Source organism: Sphaerisporangium sp. TRM90804 (assembly GCF_029846175.1).
Taxonomy (GTDB): domain Bacteria; phylum Actinomycetota; class Actinomycetes; order Streptosporangiales; family Streptosporangiaceae; genus Sphaerisporangium.
In genome coordinates, this window is sequence record NZ_JARWAC010000002.1 from 17,782 (window position 1) to 42,705 (window position 24,924).

The 24,924-nt window shown below is 74.5% G+C and carries 21 protein-coding genes; 12 read left to right on the forward strand and 9 right to left on the reverse strand.

All coding sequences use genetic code 11. From position 1 onward, the window contains the following. Nucleotides 1-20: 20 nt before the first annotated feature. Nucleotides 21-2,441, forward strand: a complete 2,421-nt coding sequence (locus PYR91_RS01775) for a hypothetical protein (RefSeq protein ID WP_279777243.1) — start codon at nucleotides 21-23, stop codon at nucleotides 2,439-2,441. Here the strand turns inward: PYR91_RS01775 and rfbB are convergent. After that, complete coding sequence (rfbB, locus tag PYR91_RS01780) at nucleotides 2,418-3,410, reverse strand: dTDP-glucose 4,6-dehydratase (protein ID WP_279777244.1); 993 nt, start codon at nucleotides 3,408-3,410, stop codon at nucleotides 2,418-2,420. The two genes, PYR91_RS01775 and rfbB, sit on opposite strands and share 24 nt — an antisense overlap. Beyond that, nucleotides 3,407-4,474, reverse strand: coding sequence for a glucose-1-phosphate thymidylyltransferase (locus PYR91_RS01785; protein WP_279777245.1), 1,068 nt, complete (start codon nucleotides 4,472-4,474; stop codon nucleotides 3,407-3,409). The genes rfbB and PYR91_RS01785 overlap by 4 nt, the downstream gene beginning before the upstream one ends. A gap of 328 nt (nucleotides 4,475-4,802) precedes the next feature. Here PYR91_RS01785 and PYR91_RS01790 point away from each other — a divergent pair, with 328 nt between their 5' ends. Continuing rightward, the gene (locus PYR91_RS01790; RefSeq protein ID WP_279777246.1) at nucleotides 4,803-5,738 is read left to right on the forward strand and encodes a glycosyltransferase family 2 protein; all 936 of its coding nucleotides are present in this window, start codon (nucleotides 4,803-4,805) and stop codon (nucleotides 5,736-5,738) included. On the opposite strand, the gene PYR91_RS01795 is transcribed toward PYR91_RS01790, so the two are convergent. Beyond that, complete coding sequence (locus tag PYR91_RS01795; protein ID WP_279777247.1) at nucleotides 5,696-6,547, reverse strand: GNAT family N-acetyltransferase; 852 nt, start codon at nucleotides 6,545-6,547, stop codon at nucleotides 5,696-5,698. The genes PYR91_RS01790 and PYR91_RS01795 overlap by 43 nt on opposite strands. Continuing rightward, nucleotides 6,547-7,701, reverse strand: a complete 1,155-nt coding sequence (gene rffA, locus PYR91_RS01800) for a dTDP-4-amino-4,6-dideoxygalactose transaminase (RefSeq protein WP_279777248.1) — start codon at nucleotides 7,699-7,701, stop codon at nucleotides 6,547-6,549. Before rffA ends, PYR91_RS01795 begins: the two co-directional genes overlap by 1 nt. Before the next feature lie 243 nt (nucleotides 7,702-7,944). Between rffA and PYR91_RS01805 the strand changes: the two genes are divergently transcribed. The 4 genes from PYR91_RS01805 (at nucleotide 7,945) to PYR91_RS01820 (ending at nucleotide 11,612) form a co-directional block, all read left to right on the forward strand. Beyond that, the gene (locus tag PYR91_RS01805; RefSeq protein ID WP_279777249.1) at nucleotides 7,945-8,643 is read left to right on the forward strand and encodes a class I SAM-dependent methyltransferase; all 699 of its coding nucleotides are present in this window, start codon (nucleotides 7,945-7,947) and stop codon (nucleotides 8,641-8,643) included. Between the two features lie 199 nt (nucleotides 8,644-8,842). Then, entirely contained in the window at nucleotides 8,843-9,460 is a 618-nt protein-coding gene (locus tag PYR91_RS01810; protein ID WP_279777250.1) for a class I SAM-dependent methyltransferase, read from the forward strand. Nucleotides 9,461-9,474: 14 nt separating this feature from the next. Beyond that, on the forward strand, nucleotides 9,475-10,497 hold the full coding sequence (locus PYR91_RS01815) for a deacetylase (RefSeq protein ID WP_279777251.1): 1,023 nt from the start codon (nucleotides 9,475-9,477) through the stop codon (nucleotides 10,495-10,497). 17 nt (nucleotides 10,498-10,514) lie between these two features. Then, nucleotides 10,515-11,612: a glycosyltransferase gene (locus tag PYR91_RS01820; protein ID WP_279777252.1), complete on the forward strand. Its 1,098-nt coding sequence runs from the start codon at nucleotides 10,515-10,517 to the stop codon at nucleotides 11,610-11,612. Here PYR91_RS01820 and PYR91_RS01825 read toward each other — a convergent pair. Together PYR91_RS01825 and PYR91_RS01830 are read right to left on the reverse strand one after the other, a co-directional pair. Then, nucleotides 11,551-13,044 (reverse strand): polysaccharide biosynthesis C-terminal domain-containing protein, encoded by a 1,494-nt coding sequence (locus PYR91_RS01825; RefSeq protein ID WP_279777253.1) that lies wholly within the window; start codon nucleotides 13,042-13,044, stop codon nucleotides 11,551-11,553. The genes PYR91_RS01820 and PYR91_RS01825 overlap by 62 nt on opposite strands. 6 nt (nucleotides 13,045-13,050) lie before the next feature. Continuing rightward, nucleotides 13,051-14,403, reverse strand: coding sequence for a hypothetical protein (locus tag PYR91_RS01830; RefSeq protein ID WP_279777254.1), 1,353 nt, complete (start codon nucleotides 14,401-14,403; stop codon nucleotides 13,051-13,053). 439 nt (nucleotides 14,404-14,842) lie between these two features. Here PYR91_RS01830 and PYR91_RS01835 point away from each other — a divergent pair, with 439 nt between their 5' ends. Genes PYR91_RS01835 through PYR91_RS01860 form a run of 6 tightly spaced genes read left to right on the forward strand, consistent with a single transcriptional unit; the run spans nucleotide 14,843 to nucleotide 21,473 of the window. Beyond that, nucleotides 14,843-15,997, forward strand: a complete 1,155-nt coding sequence (locus PYR91_RS01835) for a glycosyltransferase (protein WP_279777255.1) — start codon at nucleotides 14,843-14,845, stop codon at nucleotides 15,995-15,997. Continuing rightward, nucleotides 15,994-16,959, forward strand: a complete 966-nt coding sequence (locus PYR91_RS01840; protein ID WP_279777256.1) for an NAD-dependent epimerase/dehydratase family protein — start codon at nucleotides 15,994-15,996, stop codon at nucleotides 16,957-16,959. Before PYR91_RS01835 ends, PYR91_RS01840 begins: the two co-directional genes overlap by 4 nt. 53 nt (nucleotides 16,960-17,012) lie before the next feature. After that, complete coding sequence (locus tag PYR91_RS01845) at nucleotides 17,013-18,014, forward strand: NAD-dependent epimerase/dehydratase family protein (RefSeq protein WP_279777257.1); 1,002 nt, start codon at nucleotides 17,013-17,015, stop codon at nucleotides 18,012-18,014. 22 nt (nucleotides 18,015-18,036) lie between these two features. Beyond that, entirely contained in the window at nucleotides 18,037-18,984 is a 948-nt protein-coding gene (locus tag PYR91_RS01850) for an NAD-dependent epimerase/dehydratase family protein (RefSeq protein WP_279777258.1), read from the forward strand. Continuing rightward, nucleotides 18,981-20,087, forward strand: coding sequence for an MraY family glycosyltransferase (locus PYR91_RS01855; RefSeq protein WP_279777259.1), 1,107 nt, complete (start codon nucleotides 18,981-18,983; stop codon nucleotides 20,085-20,087). The genes PYR91_RS01850 and PYR91_RS01855 overlap by 4 nt, the downstream gene beginning before the upstream one ends. A gap of 3 nt (nucleotides 20,088-20,090) precedes the next feature. Then, nucleotides 20,091-21,473, forward strand: coding sequence for a polysaccharide biosynthesis tyrosine autokinase (locus tag PYR91_RS01860; protein ID WP_279777260.1), 1,383 nt, complete (start codon nucleotides 20,091-20,093; stop codon nucleotides 21,471-21,473). On the opposite strand, the gene PYR91_RS01865 is transcribed toward PYR91_RS01860, so the two are convergent. The 3 genes from PYR91_RS01865 to PYR91_RS01875 all read right to left on the reverse strand — a co-directional run bounded on the left by PYR91_RS01865 (nucleotide 21,425) and on the right by PYR91_RS01875 (nucleotide 24,758). Beyond that, on the reverse strand, nucleotides 21,425-22,051 hold the full coding sequence (locus tag PYR91_RS01865; protein WP_279777261.1) for a hypothetical protein: 627 nt from the start codon (nucleotides 22,049-22,051) through the stop codon (nucleotides 21,425-21,427). The genes PYR91_RS01860 and PYR91_RS01865 overlap by 49 nt on opposite strands. Before the next feature lie 125 nt (nucleotides 22,052-22,176). Further along, a complete protein-coding gene (locus PYR91_RS01870) occupies nucleotides 22,177-23,955 on the reverse strand; it encodes a DUF4012 domain-containing protein (RefSeq protein WP_279777262.1) in 1,779 nt (592 codons plus the stop codon). Nucleotides 23,956-23,963: 8 nt separating this feature from the next. Next, nucleotides 23,964-24,758 (reverse strand): hypothetical protein, encoded by a 795-nt coding sequence (locus PYR91_RS01875; protein ID WP_279777263.1) that lies wholly within the window; start codon nucleotides 24,756-24,758, stop codon nucleotides 23,964-23,966. Nucleotides 24,759-24,924 lie beyond the last annotated feature (166 nt).

The following is a 24,924-nucleotide window of genomic DNA, read 5'->3' on the forward strand; positions in this document are numbered from 1 at the left end:
GCGTCGCCAGACTTGCACTCGTGACCACGTCTTCGCACGTCGACGCCCCTTCGCCGCCTTCCTCCGCACCGGCGGGCACCGCCCGCGGCGCACGCCCGGCGGCGGGCCGGTGGCGGAGCCTGGCGGCGTCCGGATGGCCGCCGGCCGCGCTGCTGGCCGGCCTCACCGTCGCGGCCCTGCGCCACTACGGCGTCCCCGCCGGCGTCACGGCCGTCTTCGCCGCCTACCTGCTGCTGTGCGTCGCCCTCCCGGGCGTGCTGCTGGTGCGCGCCCTCCACCCGGGGCCGCGCCCGCTCGCCGAGGACCTCGCCCTGGGCCTGACGGCCGGCTACGCCGCCGAGGTCCTCGCCTACGTCGCCGCCCGGGCCGCCGACCGGCCGCTGCTGGTCCTGCTGTGGCCAGCGGTCACCTACGCGGCCTTCCTGCTGCACCCGCGGCTGCGCCGGCACTGGCGCGGCGGCCCCCGGCCGGCCGCCCCCCGGTGGTGGCCGTGGTTCCTGGCGCTGACCGGCGCCTACCTGGTGGGCTGGAGCGCCTTCACCTGCTGGCGCGTCAACGCGCTCACCTGGCCCGCCGCCGGCGCCGCCCATGTCGACATGCCGTACAACCTCGCCCTGATCGGCGAGCTGAGGCACCACGTGCCGCCGACCGTGCCCGTGGTGGCCGGGGAGCCGCTGCACTACCACTGGTTCGCCTACGCGCACGCGGCGGCGTCGGGCTGGATCACCGGCATCGAGCCCCTGACGCTGCTGTTGCGCCTGTCGGTGCTGCCGATGCTCATGGCGCTGGCCGTCATCGTGGCCATGACGGGGCGGCGGATCACCGGCTCGCGCGCCGGCGCGGTGCTGGCCGTGGCCGGCACGCTGCTGGTGGCGGCGCCGAGCCTGTACGCCGGCGCCAACGGGCTGCTGCGCTGGACGGGGGTCCTGCACGTGCCGTGGAACAGCCCGACGCAGACGTTCGGGGCGCTGATGTTCGCGCCCCTGGTGCTCCTGGTCGCCGACCTGCTCACCCGGCCGGGCGCGGGGCGCGCCCGCTGGGCGCTGTTCGCGCTCCTGCTGGTCGCGGTCATGGGCGCCAAGGCCACCTACCTGCCGCTGCTGGCGGCGGGGCTCGTGGCGGCGGCCGCCGCCGGATGGGCGGTGCGGCGCCGGCCGCCCCGCGAGGCGCTCGCCGCACTGGGGATGACGGCCGCGGCGCTCGCCTTCGCGCAGCTCGTCCTGTTCGGCGGGGCGCGGCAGGGCACGACCGTCGCCCCGCTGTCGGTCGTGCGCGCCACCTGGGCCGACCTGACCGGCGCCGGGCAGGGGGCGGTGCCGGGGCCGGCCTCGCTCGCGGCCACCACGCTGCTGTTCGCGCTCTGCTGGGCCGTCACCTGGTGCGGCGCGCTGGGGCTGCTCGGCAGGCCTGGCCTGCTGCTGCGCCCGCCCGTGGCGTTCACGCTGGGCATGACGGCGGCGGGCGCCGGGCTGATGCTGCTGCTCGGCACCCCCGGCGACCTGAACCAGGCGTACTTCCTGCAGGCCTGTTACCCCTACCTGGCCGTGCTCGCGGCCTACGGCCTGGTGAGGGCCGTGCGGCGGGAGCGGTGGCCGCTGGCGGCGGTGGCCGGCGCGGCGGCGGCGGGGATGGCGCTGGCGTATCTGGTACGCGAGCTGTGCGGCGTCGAGGCGCCACTGGCGCTCGGACGGCCGGAGGCCGAGCTGTACCTGCCGTTCGCGGCGCTGCTCGCCGCAGTCGTCACGGCGGCCGGCCTGCTCGCGGTGTCCGGAACGAGCAATGGCCTTTACAACGTAGATCTGCTTCGGGACGGCGGGCGGGCGGGCCTGACGGGGCGCCTGCCCGGCCTGCCGGGAGATCGGGCCCGGGGGTGGGCGCTGCTGCTGGTGGCGGTCACGGCGGCCGGGGTGCCGGGGGCGTGGCAGGCCCGCGTGCTGTCGCACCTGCGCGGCGGCGCGGACGTCAACATCAGCGCCGACGGCCGCCCGGACCCCGCCCAGGTGCCGCGCGGGGCGCTGGCCGCCACCCGCTGGCTGCGGGCGCACTCCCTGCCCGGCGAACTGGTCGCCACCAACGCCCACTGCCAGTGGGCGCGGCGGGACGTGTGCGACAGCCGCCACTTCTGGGTGTCCGCCCTCACCGAGCGGCGCGTTCTCGTCGAGGGCTGGGCCTACACCGCCGCCAACCTGGACCGCCGGCCCGGCGGCGCGTTCCTGGACGCCCCCTTCCTGGACGCGGCCCGCCTGGAGGCCAACGACGCCGTCTTCCTGCGGCCCTCGGCCGAGGCGGTGGCGCGCCTGCGCGACGGGTACGGCGTGCGCTGGCTGGTGGCCGACGAGCGCGCCGCCGGCCACTCGGCGCGCATCGGGCGGTTCGCGAGCCTGCGGGTGCGCCACGGCGACTACGCGGTCTACCGCCTACCGGACGCGGACCGCTCCTGACCGGCCCCGCGCCGCGCGCCACCAGGCCTGGTGGTCGCGGTACCACGCCACCACCTCGGCCAGCCCCTCCTCGAAGCCGACCCGCGGCTCGTAGCCCAGGGCGCGGACGCGGGCGCCGTCCACGGCGTACCGGCGGTCGTGGCCCGGCCGGTCGGGGACGTGGTCGACCGCGTCCCACCCCGCGCCCAGGGCCGCCAGCAGCCGGCCGGTCAGCTCGCGGTTGGTGAGCTCGGCGCCGCCGCCGACGTTGTACACCTCGCCTGGCGACCCCTTGTCCAGCACGACGAGGATCGCCCGGCAGTGGTCGTCCACGTGCAGCCATTCACGGACGTTGAGCCCGTCGCCGTACAGCGGCACCCGACGCCCCTCCAGCAGGCTGGTCACGAACAGCGGGATCAGCTTCTCGGGGTGCTGGTAGGGGCCGTAGTTGTTGGCGCACCGGGTCACCCGCACGTCCAGGCCGTAGGTGCGGTGGTAGGCGCGGCACATCAGGTCGGCGGCGGCCTTGGCCGCGGAGTAGGGCGAGTTGGGCAGCAGCGGCTCGTCCTCGGTCCACGCCCCCTGCTCCACCGAGCCGTACACCTCGTCGGTCGAGACCTGCACGACCGTGCGGACGCCGGCGTCCACGGCGGCCTGCAGCAACGTCTGCGTGCCCAGCACGTTGGTGGTGACGAAGGCCGACGGGCCGGTGATCGACCGGTCGACGTGCGTCTCGGCGGCGAAGTTGACCACCACGTCGTGCCCGGGGACGACCTCGGCGGCCACACGCGGGTCGGCGACGTCCCCCTGGACGAAGGAGAACCGGGGATGACCGGTCACGGGCGCGAGGTTGGCCGGATTGCCCGCGTAGGTGAGCTTGTCCAGGACGGTGACGCGCGCCGTCTCGTACCCCGCGGGGGCGCCGAGCAGCAGCGAGCGGGTGAAGTGGGAGCCGATGAACCCGGCGCCGCCGGTGACGAGGATCTTCATGCGCTCACCTGGATCCTGCTGTGGTCGCCGACCATCAGCTCGTGGGTGTTGGAGACGCCGGCGGCCCGGCTGACCTCGACGTTGCGCCCGATGAGGGAGTGCGCGATGCGGGAGACGCCCTCGATGGAGGAGCCGTCCAGCACGATCGAGTACTCGATCTCGGCGCCGCGCACCGAGCAGCCGGAGCCGATCGAGGTGAAGGGGCCGACGTAGGAGGAGATGATCTTGGTGTCGGAGCCGATGACGGCGGGCCCGCGGATCACCGAGTTCTCCACCACCGCGCCCGCCTCGACCACCACGCGCCCGGTGATCTCGCTGAGCTGGTCGACCGTGCCGGCGACGCCGGGCTCCACGCGTTCCAGGACGATGCGGTTGCACTCCAGGATGTCGCGCAGCCTGCCGGTGTCGCGCCAGTACCCGCCGACCAGGTGGGAGTGGACGCGCAGGCCGTTGTCGACCAGCCACTGCACGGCGTCGGTGATCTCCAGCTCGCCGCGCGCCGACGGGCTGATCGCCCGGACGGCGTCGTGCACGGCGGGAGAGAAGGTGTAGACCCCCACGATCGCCAGGTCGCTGGCCGGGTGCTCGGGCTTCTCCTCCAGCCGGACGATCTCCCCGTCCGGGCCCAGCTCTGCGACGCCGTAGTACTGCGGCTCGGCGACCCGGGTGAGCAGGATCTGCGCGTCGTGGCCGCCGCTCAGGAACGACTCGACCAGGCCCGCGATGCCGTCGATCAGGAAGTTGTCGCCGAGGTACAGCACGAAGGGGTCCTCGCCGAGGAAGGAGCGGGCGATCAGCACGCAGTGGGCCAGCCCGAGCGGGGCCTCCTGCGGGATGTAGGTGACCCGCAGGCCGAAGCGGGAGCCGTCCCCCACCGCCCGCCGGACCTCGGCGCCGGTGTCGCCGGTGATGATCCCCACCTCGGTGATCCCGGCGTCGCGTATCGCCTCCAGCCCGTAGAACAGGACGGGTTTGTTGGCGACGGGGACGAGCTGCTTGGCCGAGGTGTGGGTCAGCGGGCGCAGCCGCGTGCCCCGTCCCCCCGCCAGCACGAGTGCCTTCATCGCGCACCGTGTCCTTCCGTGAGGACACGTGGCCCCCGGCCACCTGCCCGATCCATGATCATGCCGCGTCGAATCTACGCCGGGGCCGGGGCACGGCCCTTCGCGGTGATCGCGCTTTGTCGAACGGCGTGCGACATGTTGCCGCGGCTAGAGGTTGGCGGCCCCGCCCGGGTAAAGGACGGGGACGCCCCGGCCAAGCGGGGCCAATCGCGTGTCAAGGATGGCGTAGCACCGCACGCCCGTCACGGCTCGGCCGGGCACCATGTGATGGGGTGACCGCCTGGAGCCGCGGGGTTCGACCCCCTCCGGCCGACGACCGGGGGAACAGATGTCAGTTTCGGTGGTCATTCCCTGCTACCGCTCCGCGCGGACGCTGGAGGAGCTGGTGACGCGGCTCCTGGCCGTCCTTACGGACGTGACCCGGCAGCACGAGGTGATCCTCGTGGTGGACGGCTGCCCGGAGGACACCTGGAGCGTCGCCGCGGACCTGGCCCGCCGGTTCGGCGCGGTGCGCGCGATCGACCTGTCGCGCAACTACGGCCAGCACAACGCGCTGGTCGCCGGCATCAGGGAGGCGCGGATGGACGTCGTCGTCACCCTGGACGACGACCTGCAGCACCCGCCCGAGCAGATCCCGCTCCTGCTGGCCACCCTCCAGGGCGACCGCCTCGACCTGGTCTACGGCACCCCGCACGACGAGGAGCACGGCCCGCTGCGCAACCTCGCCTCCCAGGCGGCCAAGGCCGCGCTGTCGGGGCTGCTCGGCGTCCGCTCCGCGCGCGTCACCAGCGCCTTCCGCGCCTTCAGGACGCACCTGCGCGACGGGTTCGCGCAGTTCTCCGGCCCGCACGCCTGCCTGGACGTCGCGCTGTCGTGGGCCACCACCCGGATCGGCACGGTCAACGTGCGCATGAACCGGCGCGCCCACGGGCGGTCCAACTACACGCTGGGGCTGCTGGCCCGGCACACCATGACGATGCTGTTCGGCTACAGCGCCATCCCGCTGCGCGCGGCCAGCTACCTGGGGTTCGCGGTCGGGCTGGTCGGCATGGTCCTGGGCGGGGTGGTGCTGTGGAGCTTCGCGGTCGGCGACACCACGGTGGCGGGCTTCACCACCATCGCCTCGATGGTGGCGCTGTTCTCCTCCGCCCAGCTCATGGCCGTGGGGGTGCTCGGCGAGTACGTCGGGCGCATCCACGCCAGCGGGGTCGGGCGGCCGACCTACGTCGTCCGGGAGCGCGCCGGCTCGTCGGTCTCGGTCTGATCGGGCAGCAGCCCGTCTCGCACCAGGTGGACGGTGAGGAAGGCGCACACGGGGTCGAAGCCGTGCCGGGCCCACGCCCGCTGGACGCGGGTGTTGTACCCCTGGGTGGAGACGACCAGCTCGCGGACGCCCGCGGCCAGGCATCGCCGCTCCAGCTCCGCCAGCAGGTGCGCGTACACGCCCCTGCCGCGCGCGCCGGCGACCAGGCCGGCGAGCACGATCTCGGTGTGCGGGCCCTCGTCCTCCAGCGTCGCGAACCCGGCCGGCGCAGGCCCGTCGCCCGCGGGGCCCTCGGTGTACACCCCCAGGCACATCCCCTCGGCGGCGCACCCGCGCGCCCACTCCTGGTACCCGGCCAGCGCCAGGCCCGGGTCGAACAGCGGGTTGGCCAGGTAGTGCGACCCGTACTCCTCGAAGACGTCCGCCACCAGCTTGTCGAGCGTCGCCGGATCCCGCAGCTCGGCCACCCACGGCTCCGGCCCCGGCCTGGCCCGCGCCGCGGCGGCCCTGCCGGGCGGCGCGCCGGCCACGCGGCGCCAGTACACCAGGGAGTCGGCCAACAGCGCGGTCCTGCCCGGCATCCGCAGCCCGGCGAACCAGCGGACGCACTCGGCGGGGTACCGCACGACGACGACGTCCGCCGCCGAGCCGCGGACGGCCTCGCGGACCGCCCCGAAGGTGGCCGGCGAGCCGTCGGCGACGGTGACCCGGTCGACGCTCACGCCGAAGCGCGCCGACTCCCGCGGCGAGCGCACCGCGCGCGCGACGCCGGGCCGCGCGCCTTCCGGCCGCAGGTCGCGCCAGGCCATCAGCGCACCTCGTAGGAGGTGACGGCCTCGGCCACCCGCGCCGCGCCGGCCTCGCCCAGGTCGGCGAAGAGCGGGAGCCGCACCAGCCGGTCGGCGACGTCCTCGGCGACCGGGCACCCGCCCGGCGCGACCCGCCCGTAGCGCAGGCCCGCGGGCGCGGCGTGCAGCGGCTGGTAGTGGAAGGCCGCCTGCACCCCGCGGGCGGCGAGGTGGCCGATGAGCGCCTGCCGGTTCGCCAGGTCGGGAAGCAGCAGGTAGTACAGGTGGGCCGGGTGGGCGCACCCGTCCGGGACGGCCGGGCGGGCCACCCCCTGCGCCGCGGCCCAGCCGGCCAGCCCCTCGTGGTAGACGCGCCAGGCGGCGTGCCGGCGCGCCTGGATCTCGCCGAACGACTCCAGCTGCGCGGTGAGCTGGGCCGCGAGGATGTCCGACGGAAGGTAGCTGGACCCGATGTCCACCCACCGGTACTTGTCGACCTGCCCGCGGAAGAAGCGGCTGCGGTCGGTGCCCTTCTCCCGGATGATCTCGGCGCGCTCGGCGAGCGCGGGGTCGCCCACCAGCAGCGCGCCGCCCTCGCCGCACTGCACGTTCTTGGTGGAGTGGAAGCTCAGCGTGGCCATCGCGCCGAACGACCCGAGCGGCCCGCCGCGGTAGAAGCCGCCCAGGCCGTGCGCGTTGTCCTCCACGACGGCCAGGCCGTACCGCTCGGCGATCCGCCCGATCTCGTCCATGGCGCAGGCCACGCCCGCGTAGTGGACGACGACGACGGCCCGGGTGCGCTCGGTGACGGCGGCCTCGACCAGGCGCTCGTCGATGTTCAGGGTGTCCGGCCGGGAGTCGGCGAACACCGGCACCGCGCCACGGGTGGCGTACGCGCTGGCCGAGGAGACGAAGGCGAAGGAGGGGGTGATCACCTCGTCGCCCGGCGCCAGGTCCAGCAGCATCGCCGACATCTCCAGCGCGTGCGTGCACGACGTGGTGAGCAGCACGTGCCCGGCCCCGGTCAGCTCGCCCAGCAGGCGGGCCGCGCGCCGGGTGAAGGGCCCGTCGCCGCAGGTGAACCCGTCGCGGACGGCCTCGGTGACGTAGTCGAGCTGGTTGTGTGTGACGTATGGCCGGTTGAAGGGCACCGGCGTCAGGCTGGTTGCGCTCACCCCTGCAATGAACACCAGAGCGCCGGTGCGCCGATCACGGACGTGCGGCCATGGCGAAGTCATTGCGCAACGCATACACCGCCCGGAGCCGCCCGGCAGGGGGCGGGGCCGCCCCCGGCGGCGCGTCGCGGACGGCGGGTCAACGATCTTTCTGGGGCCGGTGCCGATTCGACAACCCCCCGGCACGGGCCGCGGCGAAGCGCACGCGCCCGTGTACCCATGGTGCCCCGGGAGGTGCGGCACATGGAAACGACACTCATTCACCGCACGGTCGACATCGAGGACCGGCACTGGTGGTTCCGCGAGAGGCGTGCCATCGTCGCCCGGGAGCTGCGCCGGCTGGGCAGGCCGGGCCGGGCTCTGGACATCGGCGGGGCGGGCGGCGGCAACGCGCGCGTCCTGGCCGAGCACGGATGGGACACGCTGGTCGCCGACTACTCGCCGGCGGCGGTGGAGCTGGCCCGCGAGCGCGGGCTGAGCGCCGTCCACGCCGACGCGCGCTGCCTGCCGCTGCCCGGCGCGCACTTCGACCTGGTGATGGCGTTCGACGTGCTGGAGCACATCCAGGAGGACAACAGGGCGGCGGGCGAGCTCGTCCGGGTGCTGCGCCCGGGCGGGACGGCGCTGATCGCCGTGCCCTGCGACATGGCGCTGTGGTCGGCGCACGACGTGTCGGCCGGCCACGTCCGCCGCTACACGCGTGAGAGCCTGGCCGGCCTGCTCACCGGGGAGGGGCTGGTGATCGACCGCATGTGGAGCTGGAACGTGCTGATGAAGCCGGTCGTCGCCCTGCGCAGGCGCCGCCTGACCGGAAGCGACCTGGACGAGCCGCCGCGCCTGGTCAACGCCGGCCTCACCGCCGTCATCGTCGCCGAGCGGTACCTGCCGGTGAAGTCGCTCCCCGGCGTCTCGCTCATGGTGCGGGCCCACCGCCCCGAGTGACCCGCGCGTCCGGGCGCGCGGGCCCGCCCGCCGCGTCCGCCGCCCGGCCGCCGCCGGCGATGTTCACCGCCACGTCCCGGCCGGGAAAAGACTGTGCACGATCCGGCGTGTCCGCCGGGCGGCCCGGAAGGGCCGGTGGTGTCCTTGCGTCTGCTTTTCGCTGCTTCGCCGGGAGACAGGAACGCGAATGGGGCCATTGATGACGCGGATCGGCCGGAAGGCGCGGATCGCCCGGAGGCACGGCGCCGCCGACGTGGCGCGCGCCCTCGCCCGGAAGGCCGTGCGCCTTCCGCTCCTGCTCGCCTTCGGCGCCGACCGGTGGCACCTGCGCGGCTACCACACGACCGCCTACATGAAGGCGGCGGTGGCGTTCGCCCGGGACGTTCCTCTTGAGCTGGACGTGGTCGCCGAGGTGGGGTGCGGGCTGGGCGAGATCCTCACCCGCGTCCCCGCACGGCGCAGGCTGGGCTACGACATCGACCGGGGGGTCATCGCCTCGGCCCGGTTCCTCCAGCGGTTCACCCGCTCCGCCGCCGAGTTCACGGTCGGCAGCTTCGAGGAGCTGGCGGGCGCCGAGCCCGAGGTGATCGACCTGCTGGTCGTCACCGGCTGGTTCCACTACATGCCCGACGACTGGATCAAGGACAGGCTGCGCGACCTGCTCGCCGCCAAGCGCGTCCGCTACATCCTGGTCGACGAGTTCCCGCACCAGCGCGGCAGGATCGAGCCGCTCATGGACCTGTTCGGCGTCCAGGTGGAGCGGCGCCGCGACTGGCAGGACGACAAGAGCCTGTTCCTGTACCGCTGCGACGCCTGACGCCCGGAGCACCCGTGGACACCTGTGAGAACCGCCGCCCGTCCTTCATCGTCACCGTCGACGTCGAGGCCGACGACGCCTGGAGCCCCTCCCCCGAGATCCGCACCGAGAACGCCGCCCACCTGCCGCGCTTCCACAAGCTGTGCGAGCGGCACGGGCTGCGCCCCACCTACCTGGTCGACTGGACCATGGCGCGCAGCCCGGTGTTCCAGCGGTTCGGCCGGTCGGTGCTGGAGCGCGGCACCGGCGAGATCGGCATGCACCTGCACGCCTGGACCACTCCCCCGCTGGTGCCGCTCACCGGCGACGACCACCGCCACAAGCCCTTCCTGCTGGAGTACCCCGAGCAGGTCGTCGCGGCGAAGGTGGAGACCGCCAGCGCGATCCTGCGGGAGGTGTTCGGCGTCTCCCCGGTCAGCCACCGCGCCGGCCGCTGGATGCTCGACGAGACCTACGCCCGCGTGCTCGTCGAGCAGGGCTACCTCGCCGACTGCTCGGTCACCCCGCACGTCTCCTGGTCGCACGACCGCGGCGCGCCGGGCGGGCCGGGGCCGCGCGACTACTCGCGCTTCCCCGGCCGCCCGTACTTCCTGGACCTCGGCGACATCGGCCGCGAAGGCGACTCGCCGCTGCTGGAGGTGCCGATGACCATCGTGCCCCGGCGGTACGGCCTGCTGGCCGGCGTCGCGCGCGAGCTGTGCGCCCGCACCGGGCCCACGCGGCGCGTCGCGCGGCGCCTGCTGCCCGCGACCGCGTGGATGCGTCCCAACGGCAGGAACCGCGACGACATGCTCCGGCTGGCCCGCCGGGCCCTGGCGCGGCGGCACGATCACGTGGAGTTCATGCTGCACTCCTCGGAGCTGATGCCCGGCGGCAGCCCGTACTTCCGCACCCGGCGCGGCGTCGATCGGCTGTACGCCGACCTGGAGACGGTGTTCCGGTTCGTCTCCTCCCGGTTCACCGGCAGGACGCTGGCGGAGTTCCGCGCCCTGTACCCCGCGCGCGTCCGGCCCGCCGGCCGGACGTCCGCCCTGTAGAGACGGCGAGGACGGCCATGGGCGGCGTGCACGTCTGCGAGGTCATCAAGTCGCTGGACCTGGGCGGCGCGGAGACGCTGCTCGTCGAGCGGCTGCGCGCCGCGCCCCGCGTGGGCCGGCGCTACACCGTCGTGTGCCTGAGCGCCTCGACGGCCACGCTGCCCGACCGGCTGCGCGACGCGGGCGTGGACGTCGTCGACCTCACCGGCTGCCCGGCCCCGCTGCGCCTGCTCCGGCTGGCCGGGCGGGTGCGCCGGCTGCGGCCGGACGTGCTGAACATGCACTCACCGCTCCCGGCGGCCGTGCTGCGGCCGGTCTCGCGCTTGTGGCGGTGCCGCCCGGCGCTGGTCTCCACCGTGCACAGCGTGCGGTTCCGGCTGCCCACCCTGCTGCTCGACCGGGCCAGCGGGTGGCTCGACGCCCGCACCGTCGCCGTCTCCCCGCAGGTCGCCCGCTCGGTGACCACCTGGGGGTCCCGGCGCGTGTCGGTCCGCGTACACGGCGTCGACGTCGAGGCCCAGCGCCGCCGCGCCGCCGACTCGCGGATCACCCGCAAGGAGTGGGACGTGCCGGACGGCGCCCTGCTGGTCGTGCACGTCGGCAACTTCCGCCCCGTCAAGAACCACGCCCTGCTCGTCGACGCGGCCGCCAGGGTGCTGGCCGAGGAGCCGCGCGCGGTCTTCCTGCTCGCCGGGTCCGGCCCGACGTTCGAGGCGACCGCCCGGCGCGTCGCCGAGCTGGGGCTGGACGCGGTCCGGCTCGTCGGGCCCGTCCCGGACGCCGCGCGCCTGATCGCCGCGGCGGACCTGCTCGTGCTGAGCTCGACCTACGAAGGACTCCCGGTCGTGGCCATGGAGGCGCTGGCCGCGGGCGTCCCGGTGGTGGCCACCGAGGTCGGCGGCGTGCCCGACCTCGTCACGCACGGCCGCAACGGGCTGCTGGCCCGCCCCGGCGACTCCGCCGCCCTGGCCGCGGCCATCCTCCGGGCGGCCCGCCCGGAGGTGCGCGAGCGGCTGGTGCGGGGCGCGCTGGACAGCGCGGAGAAGGTCGACATCACCCGGGCGGCGGAGTGGTTCGACCGCCTGTACGGCCGGCTGCGCGGCGGAACCGCCTGACCAGCCGCCGCGCGGCCTGCCGCAGCGAGCGGACGTCGGCGGCGCGGGGCAGCAGCGCCGAGACCGGCAGGCGTGCCGCCCGCAGGAACCACGCCATCTCCACCGCCGCCATGAGCGCGTACGTCACCGTGGACACCGCGCCCGCGCCCGCCGCGCCCCACCTCGGGATCACCGCGACGTTCAGCAGGATGTTCAGCACCAGGGCGCCGGCCGGCACCGAGGCCAGGGCGAGCGGCCGCGCCGTCCGCACGAGGTACTGCTCCACCGGCCGCAGCAGGGTGAGCGCGACGGCGCCCGGCGCGAGCGTCAGCAGGGGGGCGACGCTCCCGGCGAACGGCCGGCCGTAGACCAGCGGGATGAGCAGAGGCGAGACGGCCACGAGCACGCCGATGAACACCGAGGACACCAGCAGGTTCAGCCGCACGGTGCGGGCCGTCACGTGCCCGGCGTCGCCGAGGTCGCCGACGGCCTGCCGGGGCAGGGCTGCCTGGGTGAGCACCTCGGCCGGCACCCGTGTCTGGAACAGCAGCGTCACCGCGACGGTGTAGAGGCCGACCGCCGCCACCGTGTCCAGGGCGTTCAGCAGCAGCACGTCGGCGCTGGTCATCAGGTGGCACGCCACCAGCCCGACGTGGTAGCGGCTCCCCAGGGCGAGCTGGCGCAGCGCCAGCCGGCCGTCGCCCCGCAGCGGGAAGGGCCGCACCGCGGCGAGCAGGAACAGGCAGGTGGCGATGAGCGAGATCGTCCAGCAGACGATGACACGGCCCACCGTGAGGCCGCCGGTGCCGGCCAGGACCATCAGCGGGACGCACTGCACCAGCGCGCCTGCGACCATGCACCGGCTGACGGCCTCCATGCGCGAGCGCAGCAGCGCGATGCCGGTGAGGTTGACGGTGGTGACGCCGAAGGGCACGGCCAGCAGCGCGAGGCACAGCAGCGGCGACCGCGACGGCATCAGCCCGAGCAGCGTCAGCACGACACCGGCCGCCGCCGTCAGCGTGCCGAGCAGCATGCCGAGGAACAGGGCGTTCACGCCGAGGCGGTGGTGGCGCCCGGGGTCGCCCCACAGGAAGATCTGGGTCCGCTCGACCGACAGGTGGCCGAGCACGATGGCGGTGAGCGCCGTGGTGGTGATGATCGCGTAGGTGCCCCGGCCCTCGGGCCGCAGCGTGTGCGCGATCAGCACCCCGGTCGCGGCGGCCAGCACGAGCATGACGACGCGGCCGGCCGCCATGTGCGCGACGGCGCCGAGCGGGGTCCCGGGGGAGGCCGCGGGCGCAGCGCCGGACGCGGTCCCGGGCGGGATGCCAGGCGGGTCGGCGAGCGGGTCGGCGAGCGGGTCGGCCGGCGGGGTTCCGGGGGGAGCCGCGAGCGGGGTGCCTGGCGGAGCCGCGAGCGGTGGGGCCCCCGGCCGGCCGTCGTCTGCGGGCACCGGCTTCTACGCCCGCGGCCGCGGCGCGGCCGGACCCACCCGTGGCCCGGCGCCCGCCGGAAGCGCGCCGCCCCAGGCGGGAAGCCCGCCCGCCGGGAACCCGCCGAGACCGGCCCGGGACGCGAGGACCTCGCCCTCCGGAGCCCCGGGCTGCGCGGGCACCCCGGCCGAGCCGTCGCCGGGGCGCCTGGACCAGGCCACGGCGGCCAGCAGGCTGGTGACCATGACGATGGGCATGCGCTGCCGCATGATCAGCCCGACGTTCGACATCGTGGTGGCGTACACGACCGTGCCGGGCACGATGAACAGCAGCAGGAACATGACGATCCTCCGGTCGCGCGCCCACAGCCGCCGCACGCCCCTTACGGCGCCGAACAGCAGGAAGTACCAGATCAGCGCCTCGATCTTCCCGAGCTGCAGCAGCAGGCTCCCGTCCGTCCAGGGGAAGGGCGACAGCACCGTGTACAGCAGCTTGGTCCCCAGGTGGTCCCACGCGTTCCCACCGTCGTCGAACTCGACGCCCGAGCCTCCGGCCGCGTTGGAGCGGAGCACGCTCTCGGCCTGGCCGTACTCCAGCTGCCGCCGCATCGTCTCGAAGGGCGCGCTCTCGGTGAGGCCGCCCTGCAGCAGGCCGAAGGCGATCACGGCGAAGAGCAGCAGGGCCCGCGGCGAGATCAGCCTCTTGAGCCCCGAGACGCCGACCACCAGCGGCAGCGCGCACATGAAGACCATGTACGGGCGCACGTGCCACAGCCCCCACAGCAACGGCGCGAGGGCCACCAGGTTGCGCGGGTCGAAGCGCCGCATGTTCCGCGCCCCGACCCACAGGCTCGTGACGACGAGGAAGGCGTTGAACCCGTCCTTGAACATGTCGGAGGTGTGCGCCAGGAACGCCGGCGTGAACACCGTCAGACCGAGGAGGAACAGGCACGCCCGCGCGTCCGCGCCCACCAGCCGGCCGAACTTGTACATGACGACGCCGAGCGCGCACGAGACGGCGGCGACGACCGCCGTGCACGCCAGCGAGGCCGGGCCGTCGCACAGGTAGATGACGAGCGCGAACAGGTTGCAGGGCACCGCCACCGAGTGGAGCGACTGCACCTGGTCGGCGGTGACGAAGTGCAGGCCCTCGCGCCGCCACAGGTCGACGACCGCGAGCGCCGCGCGCTCGTAGTAGACGCTGTCGCCGATTCCGACCGTGACCAGCGGGTTGCGCATCAGCATGGCGTGGACGGCCAGCCGGACGGTGAAGGCGGCGAGCACGACGGGCATCACCCGGCGCACGGTGTGCCGGTCGAAGCTCACCAGGACCAGCAGGACCAGCACCATTCCCGTCAGGGCGACGATGGCGTACTGCATTAGACGGTCGCCTCCCGGCTGCATGGTCGGATTCGCGTCACCGGCGAGGCGCCTTTCACATTCGCGGCCGCGCCGTTTCCCGCGCCCGTGGGCGCTGATGAGCGGAGACCACGATACGGGAAGCCCTGTCCGGCGATCGACAGGCCGGGCGGCGTGTTTCCGCTGGTGGGAGGCCTTGAGTAAGGCGCGCACCGCATTCAGGGAGGGTAATTCGGCATTTTTCACATTCGCCCGTCACGGCGATTCCCATTCGCTCGCCGTGAACATCCCCGGTCCAGGAGAAATGCTATTCGATCAAGACCCGGTAGCCGGGAGGGAAACTTTCGGCCGTCACCGTAACGGCATCGGCGAACCGCTTGGATACGCCGCTAGCTTCTCAGGACGTGACACAGCCCATCGTGGAGGAGCGCACGTGATGCCGGACACCCGGATACGTGTGATGGAGATCATCGCACGGATGAGCGGAGGCGCGGCCCACCACGTCATCGGGCTGCACCAGCGGCGTGACACCGGCGGCTTCGACCACCGCGTGTTCACCGGGCACGTGAGCGACGGCGAGGGCGACCTCATGCGACTGCGCGGCGCCTCGGTGCCGGTCCACCGCGTGCCCGGCCTCGGCCGGTCGGTCATGCCCGCCGCCGACCTGCGCGCCATGTTCCACCTGGTGCGCGCCATGCGCGCCTTCCGCCCGCACGTCGTCCACACCCGGACGGCCAAGGCGGGCGCGCTGGGCCGCGTCGCCGCCTCGCTCGCCGGGGTCGGCGCCGCGCGCGCGCACGTCTTCCACGGCCACCTGCTGGACGGCTACTTCTCCCCGCCCCGGCGCCTCGCCTACGTCCAGACCGAGCGGATGCTGGCGAAGCTGTCGGACCGGCTGGTGACGGTCGGCACGCGCGTGCGCGACGACCTGCTGGCCGAGGGCATCGGGCGGCCCGAGCAGTACGTGGTGATCCCCCCGGGGGTCCGGCTCGGCCCCGTCCCGGAACGCGCGGCGGCCAGGGCCGCCCTGGGGCTGCCCCAGGACGTGCCCGTGGTGGCGTACGTCGCGCGCCTCACCCAGGTCAAGCGGCCCGACCGGTTCGCCGCCGTCGCCGAGGCGGTGCTGCGGCGGGTGCCGGAGTGCCGCTTCGCGGTGTGCGGCGGCGGCGACCTGGCCGCCGACTTCGGGCGGCGCGTCGCCCCGTTCGCCGGGTCGGTCCACCTGCTCGGCTGGCGCGGCGACGTGGAGACGGTCTACGGCGCCGCCGACGTGGCCGTGCTCACCTCCGACAACGAGGGGACGCCGCTCACGCTCATCGAGGCGGGGATGGCCGGCCTGCCGTCGGTCTGCACCCGGGTGGGCAGCGTCGCCGAGGTGGTGCGGGACGGGCAGACCGGCCTGCTCGCCGGCCGCGACGCCGCCGAGCTCGCGGCGCACGTCACGCGGCTGCTGGACGACGCGGCGCTCGCCCGGCGCATGGGCGAGGCGGCCCGCGCGTGGACGGCGTCCGCCTTCGGCCTGGACCGCCTGGCGTCCGAGACCGAGGCCCTGTACCGCTCGCTCGCCCCGCCGGAGCTGCGCCCCCGGTGCGAGGTGCCCGGAGCGAGACGATGAGGGTCCTGGTCACCGGCGGCGCCGGTTTCATCGGATCGGCCGTCTGCCGGGCGCTGCTGGCCCGGCCCCAGGTCGAGCGCGTGACGGTGCTGGACGACCTCAGCAGCGGCGACCTGGTCAACCTCGGCGGGGTCGCGGTGGACTTCTTCCTCGGCAGCGTGCTCGACCGCGACCTGGTGGCCGAGCTGGCCGCGGACGCCACCACGGTGGTCCACCTGGCGGCGCGGCCGTCGGTCCCGAGGTCGCTCGCCGACCCGCTCACCTCGCACGCGGTGAACGCCACGGGCACCGTGCGCCTCCTGTCGGCGTGCCGCAAGACGCGGCCGCATGTCATCCTGGCGTCCTCCTCGTCGGTGTACGGCGACCGCCCCGAGACGTTCAAGCACGAGGAGCTGCCCGCGCGCCCGCTCAGCCCGTACGGGGCGGGCAAGCTGGCCGCCGAGGCCTACACCCTGGCGTTCGCGGCGACGTTCGGCCTGCCGGCCCTCGCCTTCCGCTTCTTCAACGTCTACGGCCCCCGGCAGGCCGCCGACCACGCCTACGCGGCGGTCGTGCCCACGTTCGTGTCGGCCGCCCTGCGCGGCCGGCCGCTGCCGGTCCACGGCGACGGCACCCAGAGCAGAGACTTCACCTACGTCCTCACCGTCGCGGAGATCCTGGCCGACGCGGTGGTGGGCCGGGTGACGCACCGCACGCCGGTGAACCTCGCCTTCGGGACGCGGGTGTCGCTGCTGGAACTCGCCGACCTGCTCGCCGGGGTGCTCGGCACGCCCGTCGAGCGGACTTTCCTGCGGGGCCGGGCGGGTGACGTCCGCGACTCCCAGGCGTCGGCGGCCGTCCTGCGCGAGCTGTTCCCGGGCGTGCGGCCGGTGCCGCTGCCGGACGGGTTGCGCGAGACCGTGGAGTGGTTCCGCGAGGCCGTGATCCCGGGTGACCGCCCCCGTCTCGGCGCCGGTGCCTGACCACGCGCTTCCCCCTCCAGCCAACCTCTCCGACCACGCAACAGGGGAAGCCCATGGACACCACCGCTAAACGCAGCTACCTGATCACGGGCGGCAGCGGGTTCGTCGGGTCGCACCTGACCGACGCGCTGCTGGCCCGCGGCGACTCCGTCGTGGTCCTGGACAACCTGTCGACCGGACGCCTGGCCAACCTGCGCCCGCACCCCGACCTGCGCTTCGTGCACGGCTCGGTGCTGGACGAGCTCATCGTCGACGAGCTGGTCCACCAGTGCGACGTCGTCATCCACCTGGCGGCCGCGGTCGGCGTCAAGCTGATCGTCGAGCAGCCGCTGCGGTCGCTGACCACCAACATCCGCGGCTCGGAGATCGTCATCGAGACCGCTTACCGCTACCGGAAGAAGATCCTGCTCACCAGCACGAGCGAGATCTACGGCAAGAACTCCTCCGGTCCGCTGCCCGAGGACGCCGACCGCATCCTGGGCAGCCCGAGCGTGGTCCGCTGGGCGTACAGCACGGCCAAGGCCGTCGACGAGATCCTCGCCAACGCCTACCACCGCGAGCGCGGGCTGCCGACGATCATCGTCAGGCTGTTCAACACCGTCGGCCCGCGGCAGAGCCCGGCGTACGGCATGGTGATCCCCCGGCTGGTCCGCCAGGCGCTGCGGGGCGTGCCGCTCACGGTCTTCGGCGACGGCACGCAGAGCCGCTGCTTCGCCCACGTCGCCGACGTGGTGGACGCCCTGCTGCGGCTGCTCGACAGCGACGCCGCGATCGGCCAGACCTTCAACATCGGCTCCTCGGACGAGCTCACCATCCTGGAGCTCGCCAAGCTGATCATCCAGTACACCGGGTCGGCGTCCGGGGTCGAGCTGATCCCGTACTCGGAGGCCTACGTCGTGGGCTTCGAGGACATGACCCGCAGGATCCCCGACACGACGAGGATCCGCACGCTGACCGGCTGGGCACCCACCCGGACCCTGCACGACATCTTGATCGAGACGGTCGCCGACGCCGAGCGCGAGACGGCCCCGGCGGGGTCCCTGGTGGAGACGTGAACCTATCGAGAGGTGGCAGGCAGTGAAGATCGTAGTGACCGGCGGCGCCGGCTTCATCGGGGCGAACCTGTGCGGGGAGCTGTCCCGGCGCCCGGAGGTATCCCAGGTGGTGGTGCTGGACGACCTCAGCTCCGGTCGTGCCGAGAACCTTCAGGGGACCGGCGCCGACATCGTCAAGGGAAGCATCCTCGACCGCCCGCTGCTGGAGGACACCCTGGCGGGCGCGGCGGCCGTCGTGCACCTGGCCGCCCGCCCGTCCGTCGCGATGTCGGTGGCCGACCCCGAGGGCTGCCACGAGGTCAACGCCACCGGCACGCTGCGGGTCCTGGAGGCGTGCCGGCTCGCCGGCGCGTACGCGGTCGTGGCCTCCTCGTGCGCGGTGTACGGCGACCGCCCGGACAACCCCAAGCACGAGGACCTGCCGGCGCTGCCGCTCAGCCCGTACGGGGCGGGCAAGCTCGCCACCGAGGCCTACGCCCAGGCCTACGCGGCCAGCTTCGGCATGCGCACGCTCGCGCTGCGCTTCTTCAACGTGTACGGCCCCTTCCAGGCGGCCGACCACGTGTACGCCGCCGTCATCCCGGCGTTCGCCGACCGCGCCCTGCGCGGCGAGCCGCTGCTCATCCACGGCGACGGGCTGCAGACGAGGGACTTCACCTACGTCGGGACCGTCGTGCGCGTGCTGGCCGACGCCGTGCTGCGCCAGGTGGTGTCCGACGCGCCGGTCAACGTCGCCCAGGGGTCGCGCACCTCACTGCTGGAGCTGGCCGCCGAGTTCGGGCGCATCCTGGACCGGCCGCTGCCCGTGGAGCACCTGCCCGCGCGCGAGGGGGACATCCGCGACTCGCGGGCGTCCTGCGAGCGGCTGCACCGGCTGTTCCCCGACCTGGAGCGGGTCCCGCTGGAGACCGGGCTGCGGCGGACGCTGAGCTGGTTCCGCAGGTCGGCGGCCGAGGAGGCGCGGGCGTGATCCCATCACACGTGACCGCGATGGGGGTCGCCGTCACGACCGGGGCGGCGGCGTTCGTCCTGGTGGCCGTGCTCACCGAGGCCACCCGGGCGTTCGCGCTGCGGCACGGCATCGTCGACCGCCCGGCCGCGACCCGGCCGCACCGCCGCCCGACGCCCTATCTCGGCGGCGTCGCGCTCGTCGCCGGCACCCTGCTGCCGCCCGTGGTGGCGATCGGCGGCTGGACACTCCAGGTCGCCATGATCATGGCGGGCGGCGTGCTGGTCGCGGTCATCGGCGCGGCCGACGACCTGCGCCCGCTGCACCCCGCCGTCCGGCTGCTGACCGAGGGCGCGGTCGCCGCGGCCGTGGTGGCCGCCGGAGTGCGCCTGCACCTGCTCGAAGCGGTGGTCCCGTTCGGCGGATGGCTCGACGCGGTCCTCACCACCGCCTGGATCGTCTTCGTCACCAACGTGTTCAACATGATCGACAACACCGACGGCGTGCTCGGGTCGATCACGATCACGACGGCCGGCACGCTGGCGGCGGCCGCCTACCTGACGGGCCGGCCGGACGTCGCGCTGCTCGCGTTCTCGCTGGCCGTCGGCTGCCTGGGCTTCGTCGCCCACAACTGGGCGCCCGCCCGCATCTTCATGGGCGACGCCGGCTCGCTGTACATCGGCTTCACGCTGGCGGCCTGCGCGGTGACGGCGTTCCAGGGGGCGGCGCCCGCGACGGCCCTGCCCGCCCTGCTCCTGATCACCTTCGTCCCGACCGTGGACACCTGCCTCGCGGTGGTCGCGCGCCGGCGGGCCCGCCGCTCGTGGCTGGTCGCCAGCCCCGACCACCTGGCCCACCGCCTGGTCGCCGCCGGCTTCGCGCCGCGCCAGATCGCGCTGGTGCTGTCCGCCGCCGCCACGGTGACGAGCCTGCTCGCCCTGCACCTGACGCTCGGCCGCATCCCGGGACCGCTAGCGCTCGCCGGGGTGCTCGGCGCCGGCGCCGGCCTGGTGGCGCTGCTGCTGCGGGCGCCGGGCCGCTATCCCTCCCCCCCGCCCCGTCCCCCAACACGCGACGACCGCGAGCCACGTCCCGCCACGGTCCCGCTCGAAGAAAGGCATTGATCGGTGGAACCGCTGTACTACGTGCGCCTGGCGCGCAAGAGCTGGGTGTTCATCGTCCTGTCCCTGGTCCTCGCGGGCGCCGGCGCGTGGGTGGTCACCGCCCGGACGCCCGCCAAGTACGTCGCGACGATCAGCATGCTGGTGTCCGGGCACGACAACGAGGGAAGCCTGTCGACCGCGCTGCAGGCGGCGGCGCTCTCGGAGCAGAGGATCCAGTCCTACGCCAGCCTGCTGTCCAGCCGCCGCCTCATCCGCGAGGTGGTGCCGGACGACCAGATCGACGAGGTCCAGGCCGCCGTCAAGGCCGAGGCCATCCCGGCCACGGTGCTGCTCCGGGCGTCGGTCACCCACACCGACCCGCTACGCGCGGCACGCCTGGCCAACTCCCTCGGCACCGCCTTCGCCAAGCTGATCGACCACATCGAGCGGCCCACCCGGTCCAGCGACTCCACCGTCAAGGTGACGGTCGTTGACGAGGCCGAGGTGCCGGTGACGCCGGTCAGCCCGCGCCCGGCCGTCAACCTGGCCGTCGCGCTGCTGCTCGGCCTGATCATCGCCTTCAGCCTGCTCGTGCTGCACGACCGGCTGGACACCACGATCAGGACCACCCAGGCGCTGCAGCGCATCACCGGGACGCCCACGCTCGGCATCATCGAGTACGAGCGTGACGCCCGGCGCCTGCCGTTGATCATCCGCCGTGAGGGCCAGTCGACCCGGTCGGAGGCGTTCCGCTCGCTGCGCACCAACCTGCAGTTCATGGGCGTGGACCGCCAGCCGCGGTCCCTGGTCGTCACCAGCTGCCTGCCCGAGGAGGGCAAGTCCTCGACCGCGACGAACCTGGCCATCACGTTCGCGCAGGCCGGCTGGCGGGTGATCCTGGTCGACGCCGACCTGCGCCGCCCGCGCGTGCCGTCCTACCTCGGCATCGAGGGCGCGGTCGGGCTCACCAACGTGCTGATCGAGTCGGTGGACCTCGCCGGGGCCGTGCAGACCTGGGGGGACGACAGCCTGTCCGTCCTGCCCAGCGGGCAGATCCCCGCCAACCCCAGCGAACTGCTCGGCTCGCAGGCGATGCGCGACCTGGTGGGCCGGCTCACCAAGGAGTACGACATCGTCGTGGTCGACGCCGCGCCGCTGCTGCCGGTCACCGACGCCGCCGCGCTGGCGGCCATCTGCGACGACGTGCTGCTCGTCGTGCGGCACGGCAAGACCCGCCGCGAGCACCTCGTACGCGCCGGGGAGCTGCTGTCGTCGATCAACGCCCGGCTGGTCGGATCCGTGCTGAACTTCGTGCCGCCCAAGTCGGGCCAGGTGTACGGGTACGGCGCCGGAGAGGGCTACAAGCCGGAGGACACGAACGAGCGCCCGCCCCTGGTGGGGGTCTGAGCCGGACCGGCCACCAAGCGCATCGGCGCCGCGATCGCGGCGTCGATGCGCCGCAGGGTCGCCCGGTAGAGGCGCGACGACCCCCCGTAGGGATCGGACAGGTCGGGCTGGTCCACCGGGATCAGCCCGCGCAGCGCGCGGACGCCGTCGGTCAGCACCCGGGCCCGCGCCACCGGGGTGCGGTGGAGGGCGACCCAGACCCCGGACACGGCGGCGGCGAGCGCGCCGAACTCGGCGATGGTGAAGGTGGCCGCCGCGGCCGGCGGGTGGAGGCCCACCGCGTACGCCCGGTGCGCCCTGGTGGCGGTCAGCACGAGGTCGGCCTCCCGCACGAGCGTGGCCGTGAGCTGCCGGGAGCAGAACCCGACGGGGTCGGCCCCCACCCTGGCGAGCGCCCGGGCGGCGTCGGGGGTCATCGGCGATCCGGGCAGCGCGCTGACGCCCGCGCTGCGCGTCACGACCGGTGAGCCGGCGCCGAGCATCAGGCGGGCCAGCCGCTCGGCCATCGGGGACCGGCAGACGTTCGCGGTGCAGACGAACAGGACGCGAAACCGAGGACCACCCGTCGGATCGCTCATGCGCGCCCGGCACGGGCGCGGGCCACGGTCATTGGCTTCACACCGCGAGGGTACGGCCCGCGGCCCTCCGCCTCCAGTTCCCGCAAGGGCCGGAAACGAGGCTTTCCGCCCCGCAGGCGGATTCCTTACTCCGCAGCCGTCCCGGGGCCGCAGCCCCGCCGGTCGTCGGAGACGCGGGTGTGCTGCGGGCGGGCCAGCGGCTGCGCGGGGACGGCCGGCGGCTCGGCCGAGGCCGGCTCGTCCAGGCGGAACTCCAGCGTCCTGGCCTGGCGGGGACCGATCTGCAGCAGCGTCGAGTACACCGGGTGGGACCGCTCGGACTCCCCGGTGACCCCCGTCGGCTGACCGTCCAGCCGCGTCTCGGTCACCTTGGCGCCCACCGCCGCGTACAGCGAGACCCACAGCAGGTTGGCGCCCGGCGCCTGCCCCTTGCCGTGGCGGTCGTGCCTGCCGGTCACGTACGGGGGCAGCGTGCCCTCGGGCACCTGGTTGGCCAGGCGGACGCGCACCGTCGTGGCGCGCCGCCCGGCCCGGCACGGGCCCAGCTCGTAGTCCAGCGAGCGGTCCAGGTAGAAGTCCAGCTTGCCGCCGGCGGCGTTGTTGACGACCAGGCCCGCGTACGGGCCGGCCCGTTCGGGCAGCACCCCGCCGAGCGGGGTCCGGGCCAGGCGGTCCTGCTCGGCGTCCCTGCGGCTCCAGACCTGGATCCTGCGGTCCTCGATCATCGGCGACAGCACCGGCAGCAGCCGCGAGGGCGTGGCGACCAGGTCGGGGATCCGCGCGCTGACGGCCGCGGCGATCCGCAGCAGGTAGCGCTTGCGCTCGGCCGGGTCGGCGTACCGCGCGTACGCGGCGCGCTCGGTCAGGTCGACGACGTTGGCGGCGTCGACCTTCTCGCCCCCGGGCAGGGTGACGGGGCCGGTGGCCCCCAGCAGGTAGGACAGGCCGACCGGGTCGATGGCCACGGCTCCGTCCAGCCGCCGGCCGGTCTGCCGCTCCCACAGCGCGGTCCAGGTCGTCGCGGCGTACGGGAAGTGGGGGGACAGGTTGGATACCGACAGCAGCTTGACCGCGCCCTCGCCGTAGCGCCGGCGGAACGGCGTCCCGTGGTCGGCGACCGGGCGCATGCTGCCTTCGAGGTCGTTGTTGGCCGCGAGCCGCTCGACGGCCACGCGTCCGCCGGCGGCCTCCAGGATGCCGAACGCGCCGACCAGCCCGCCGGTGCCGCGGGCCTCGGCGTTGGTCTGGAAGGCGAGGAAGTAGCGGCGCGGGCCGTCGTGGCCCAGCATGGGCGGGACCAGGGTGGCCGCGGTGGCGGCCGCGTGCAGCCAGCCGCGCAGGCGCACGGTCTCGCGCAGCGCGCTCTCGCGCGCGCGGTCCAGGGAGTCCAGCCCGGTGGGGGCCGATCCGGTGGAAAGGCGGGCGCGCACCCGGTCGAGCCGGGTGACGGCCGCGCCGAGCGCGGGCGCCGCCGCGTGCAGGCCTGCCAGCGCCCGGCGCACGTCGGCCGTGGAGTGCGTGGCCGCCTGGATCAGCGGCGCGGCGGCGCCCTGCAGGCCGGTCAGCACGTCGGTCAGCTCCGCCGCCCCGGCGGCCAGGTCGCGCACGGTCGTCGCGCCGTAGCCGACCACCGGCGCGTGGGTGATCAACGACCAGTCGGCGCCGGCGGTCAGGCGCTCCGCCTCGGCCGCGTGCCACCGGGCGCTCGCCAGCGTGGCGGTGATCCGGGCGGCGTCACGGGCGCTGATCACGGCGCGCAAGTGCAGCAACGCGTCCCTGCTGGCCTGCAGATGGTCGCGCACGCTGAGGCCGCGGTAGGCCGTCCAGCCGCCGGCGGCCGGCACCGTGCCGGCCGCCAGGAGCAGTACCGCCAGGACCGCGCGGCGCCGCCTGGTCGCTCGCACCCGCGGCGCTACTCGGCGCCCGACGAGGCCCGGCGACGGCGGACCGAGACCAGCACCGTGCCGGCGCCGGCGGCCAGCAGGATGCCGCCCACTCCGGCCACGGCCGCCACGGGCGCCCCGGTGAACGGGAGCCTGCCGGGCTGGGCCGCGGCGGGATGCGCGTGGACCGGCGGCCGGCCCTCGTGCCCGCCACCGGGCGCGTAACCGCCGCCGCCCTCGCCGCCACCCCCGCCACCGGCGCCCGCGCCGGCGGACGAGTCGTCGTGGTGCCGGTGGCCGCCCCCGCCCCCGCCCGACGACTCCTCGCCGAGCAGGAACCTGTGGGCCTGGATCACCCGGGTGCGCCCGTCGTGCTCGCCGCCCCGGCCGGAGCGGTCGAGCTCCGACCTCGACAGCGGCTCGCGGCCCTCGGCCTCGTCATGGGCGTGCCGGCCCTTGAGGTGGCAGCTGACGATGTTGCTCCTGCCCGACTGGTTGCCGGCGGCGTCCCTGGCCCTCACGAAGTAGGAGATCTTGTGCACCCGCGGCGGCCGGTCGACGTAGTTGAGCACGTTGCCCGCCACCGTGGCGATGAGCCGGAACGGCGAGGCGGAGGCGTAGATGTCGTAGGCCACCACGCCCACGTTGTCGACGGAGGGGGTCCAGGTCAGCCTGATCAGCCCGCCGCCGAGCGCGGTCGCGGTCAGGAACGGAGGGCTCGGCGGCTGGGTGTCGGGCGGGGTGGGCGGGTACGGCTGCGCCGCCACCAGGCCGAACGGCCCGGGCGCCGCGGTGGGCCCGGCCAGCGCCGGTCCAGCCCCCATCAGAACCATTCCGCACCCCGCGGCGACCGCCGCGAGCACAGGTATCGTGCGTTTCCCCGCCATTCGGCACTCCCTCGGTGGGCGATGTTTCGGGCCAAAGGGAGTGCCACCCGCGAGCCGGGCGTCATCTCCACGGACTCGTTATATCGACGCGGCCGGAAAGGGA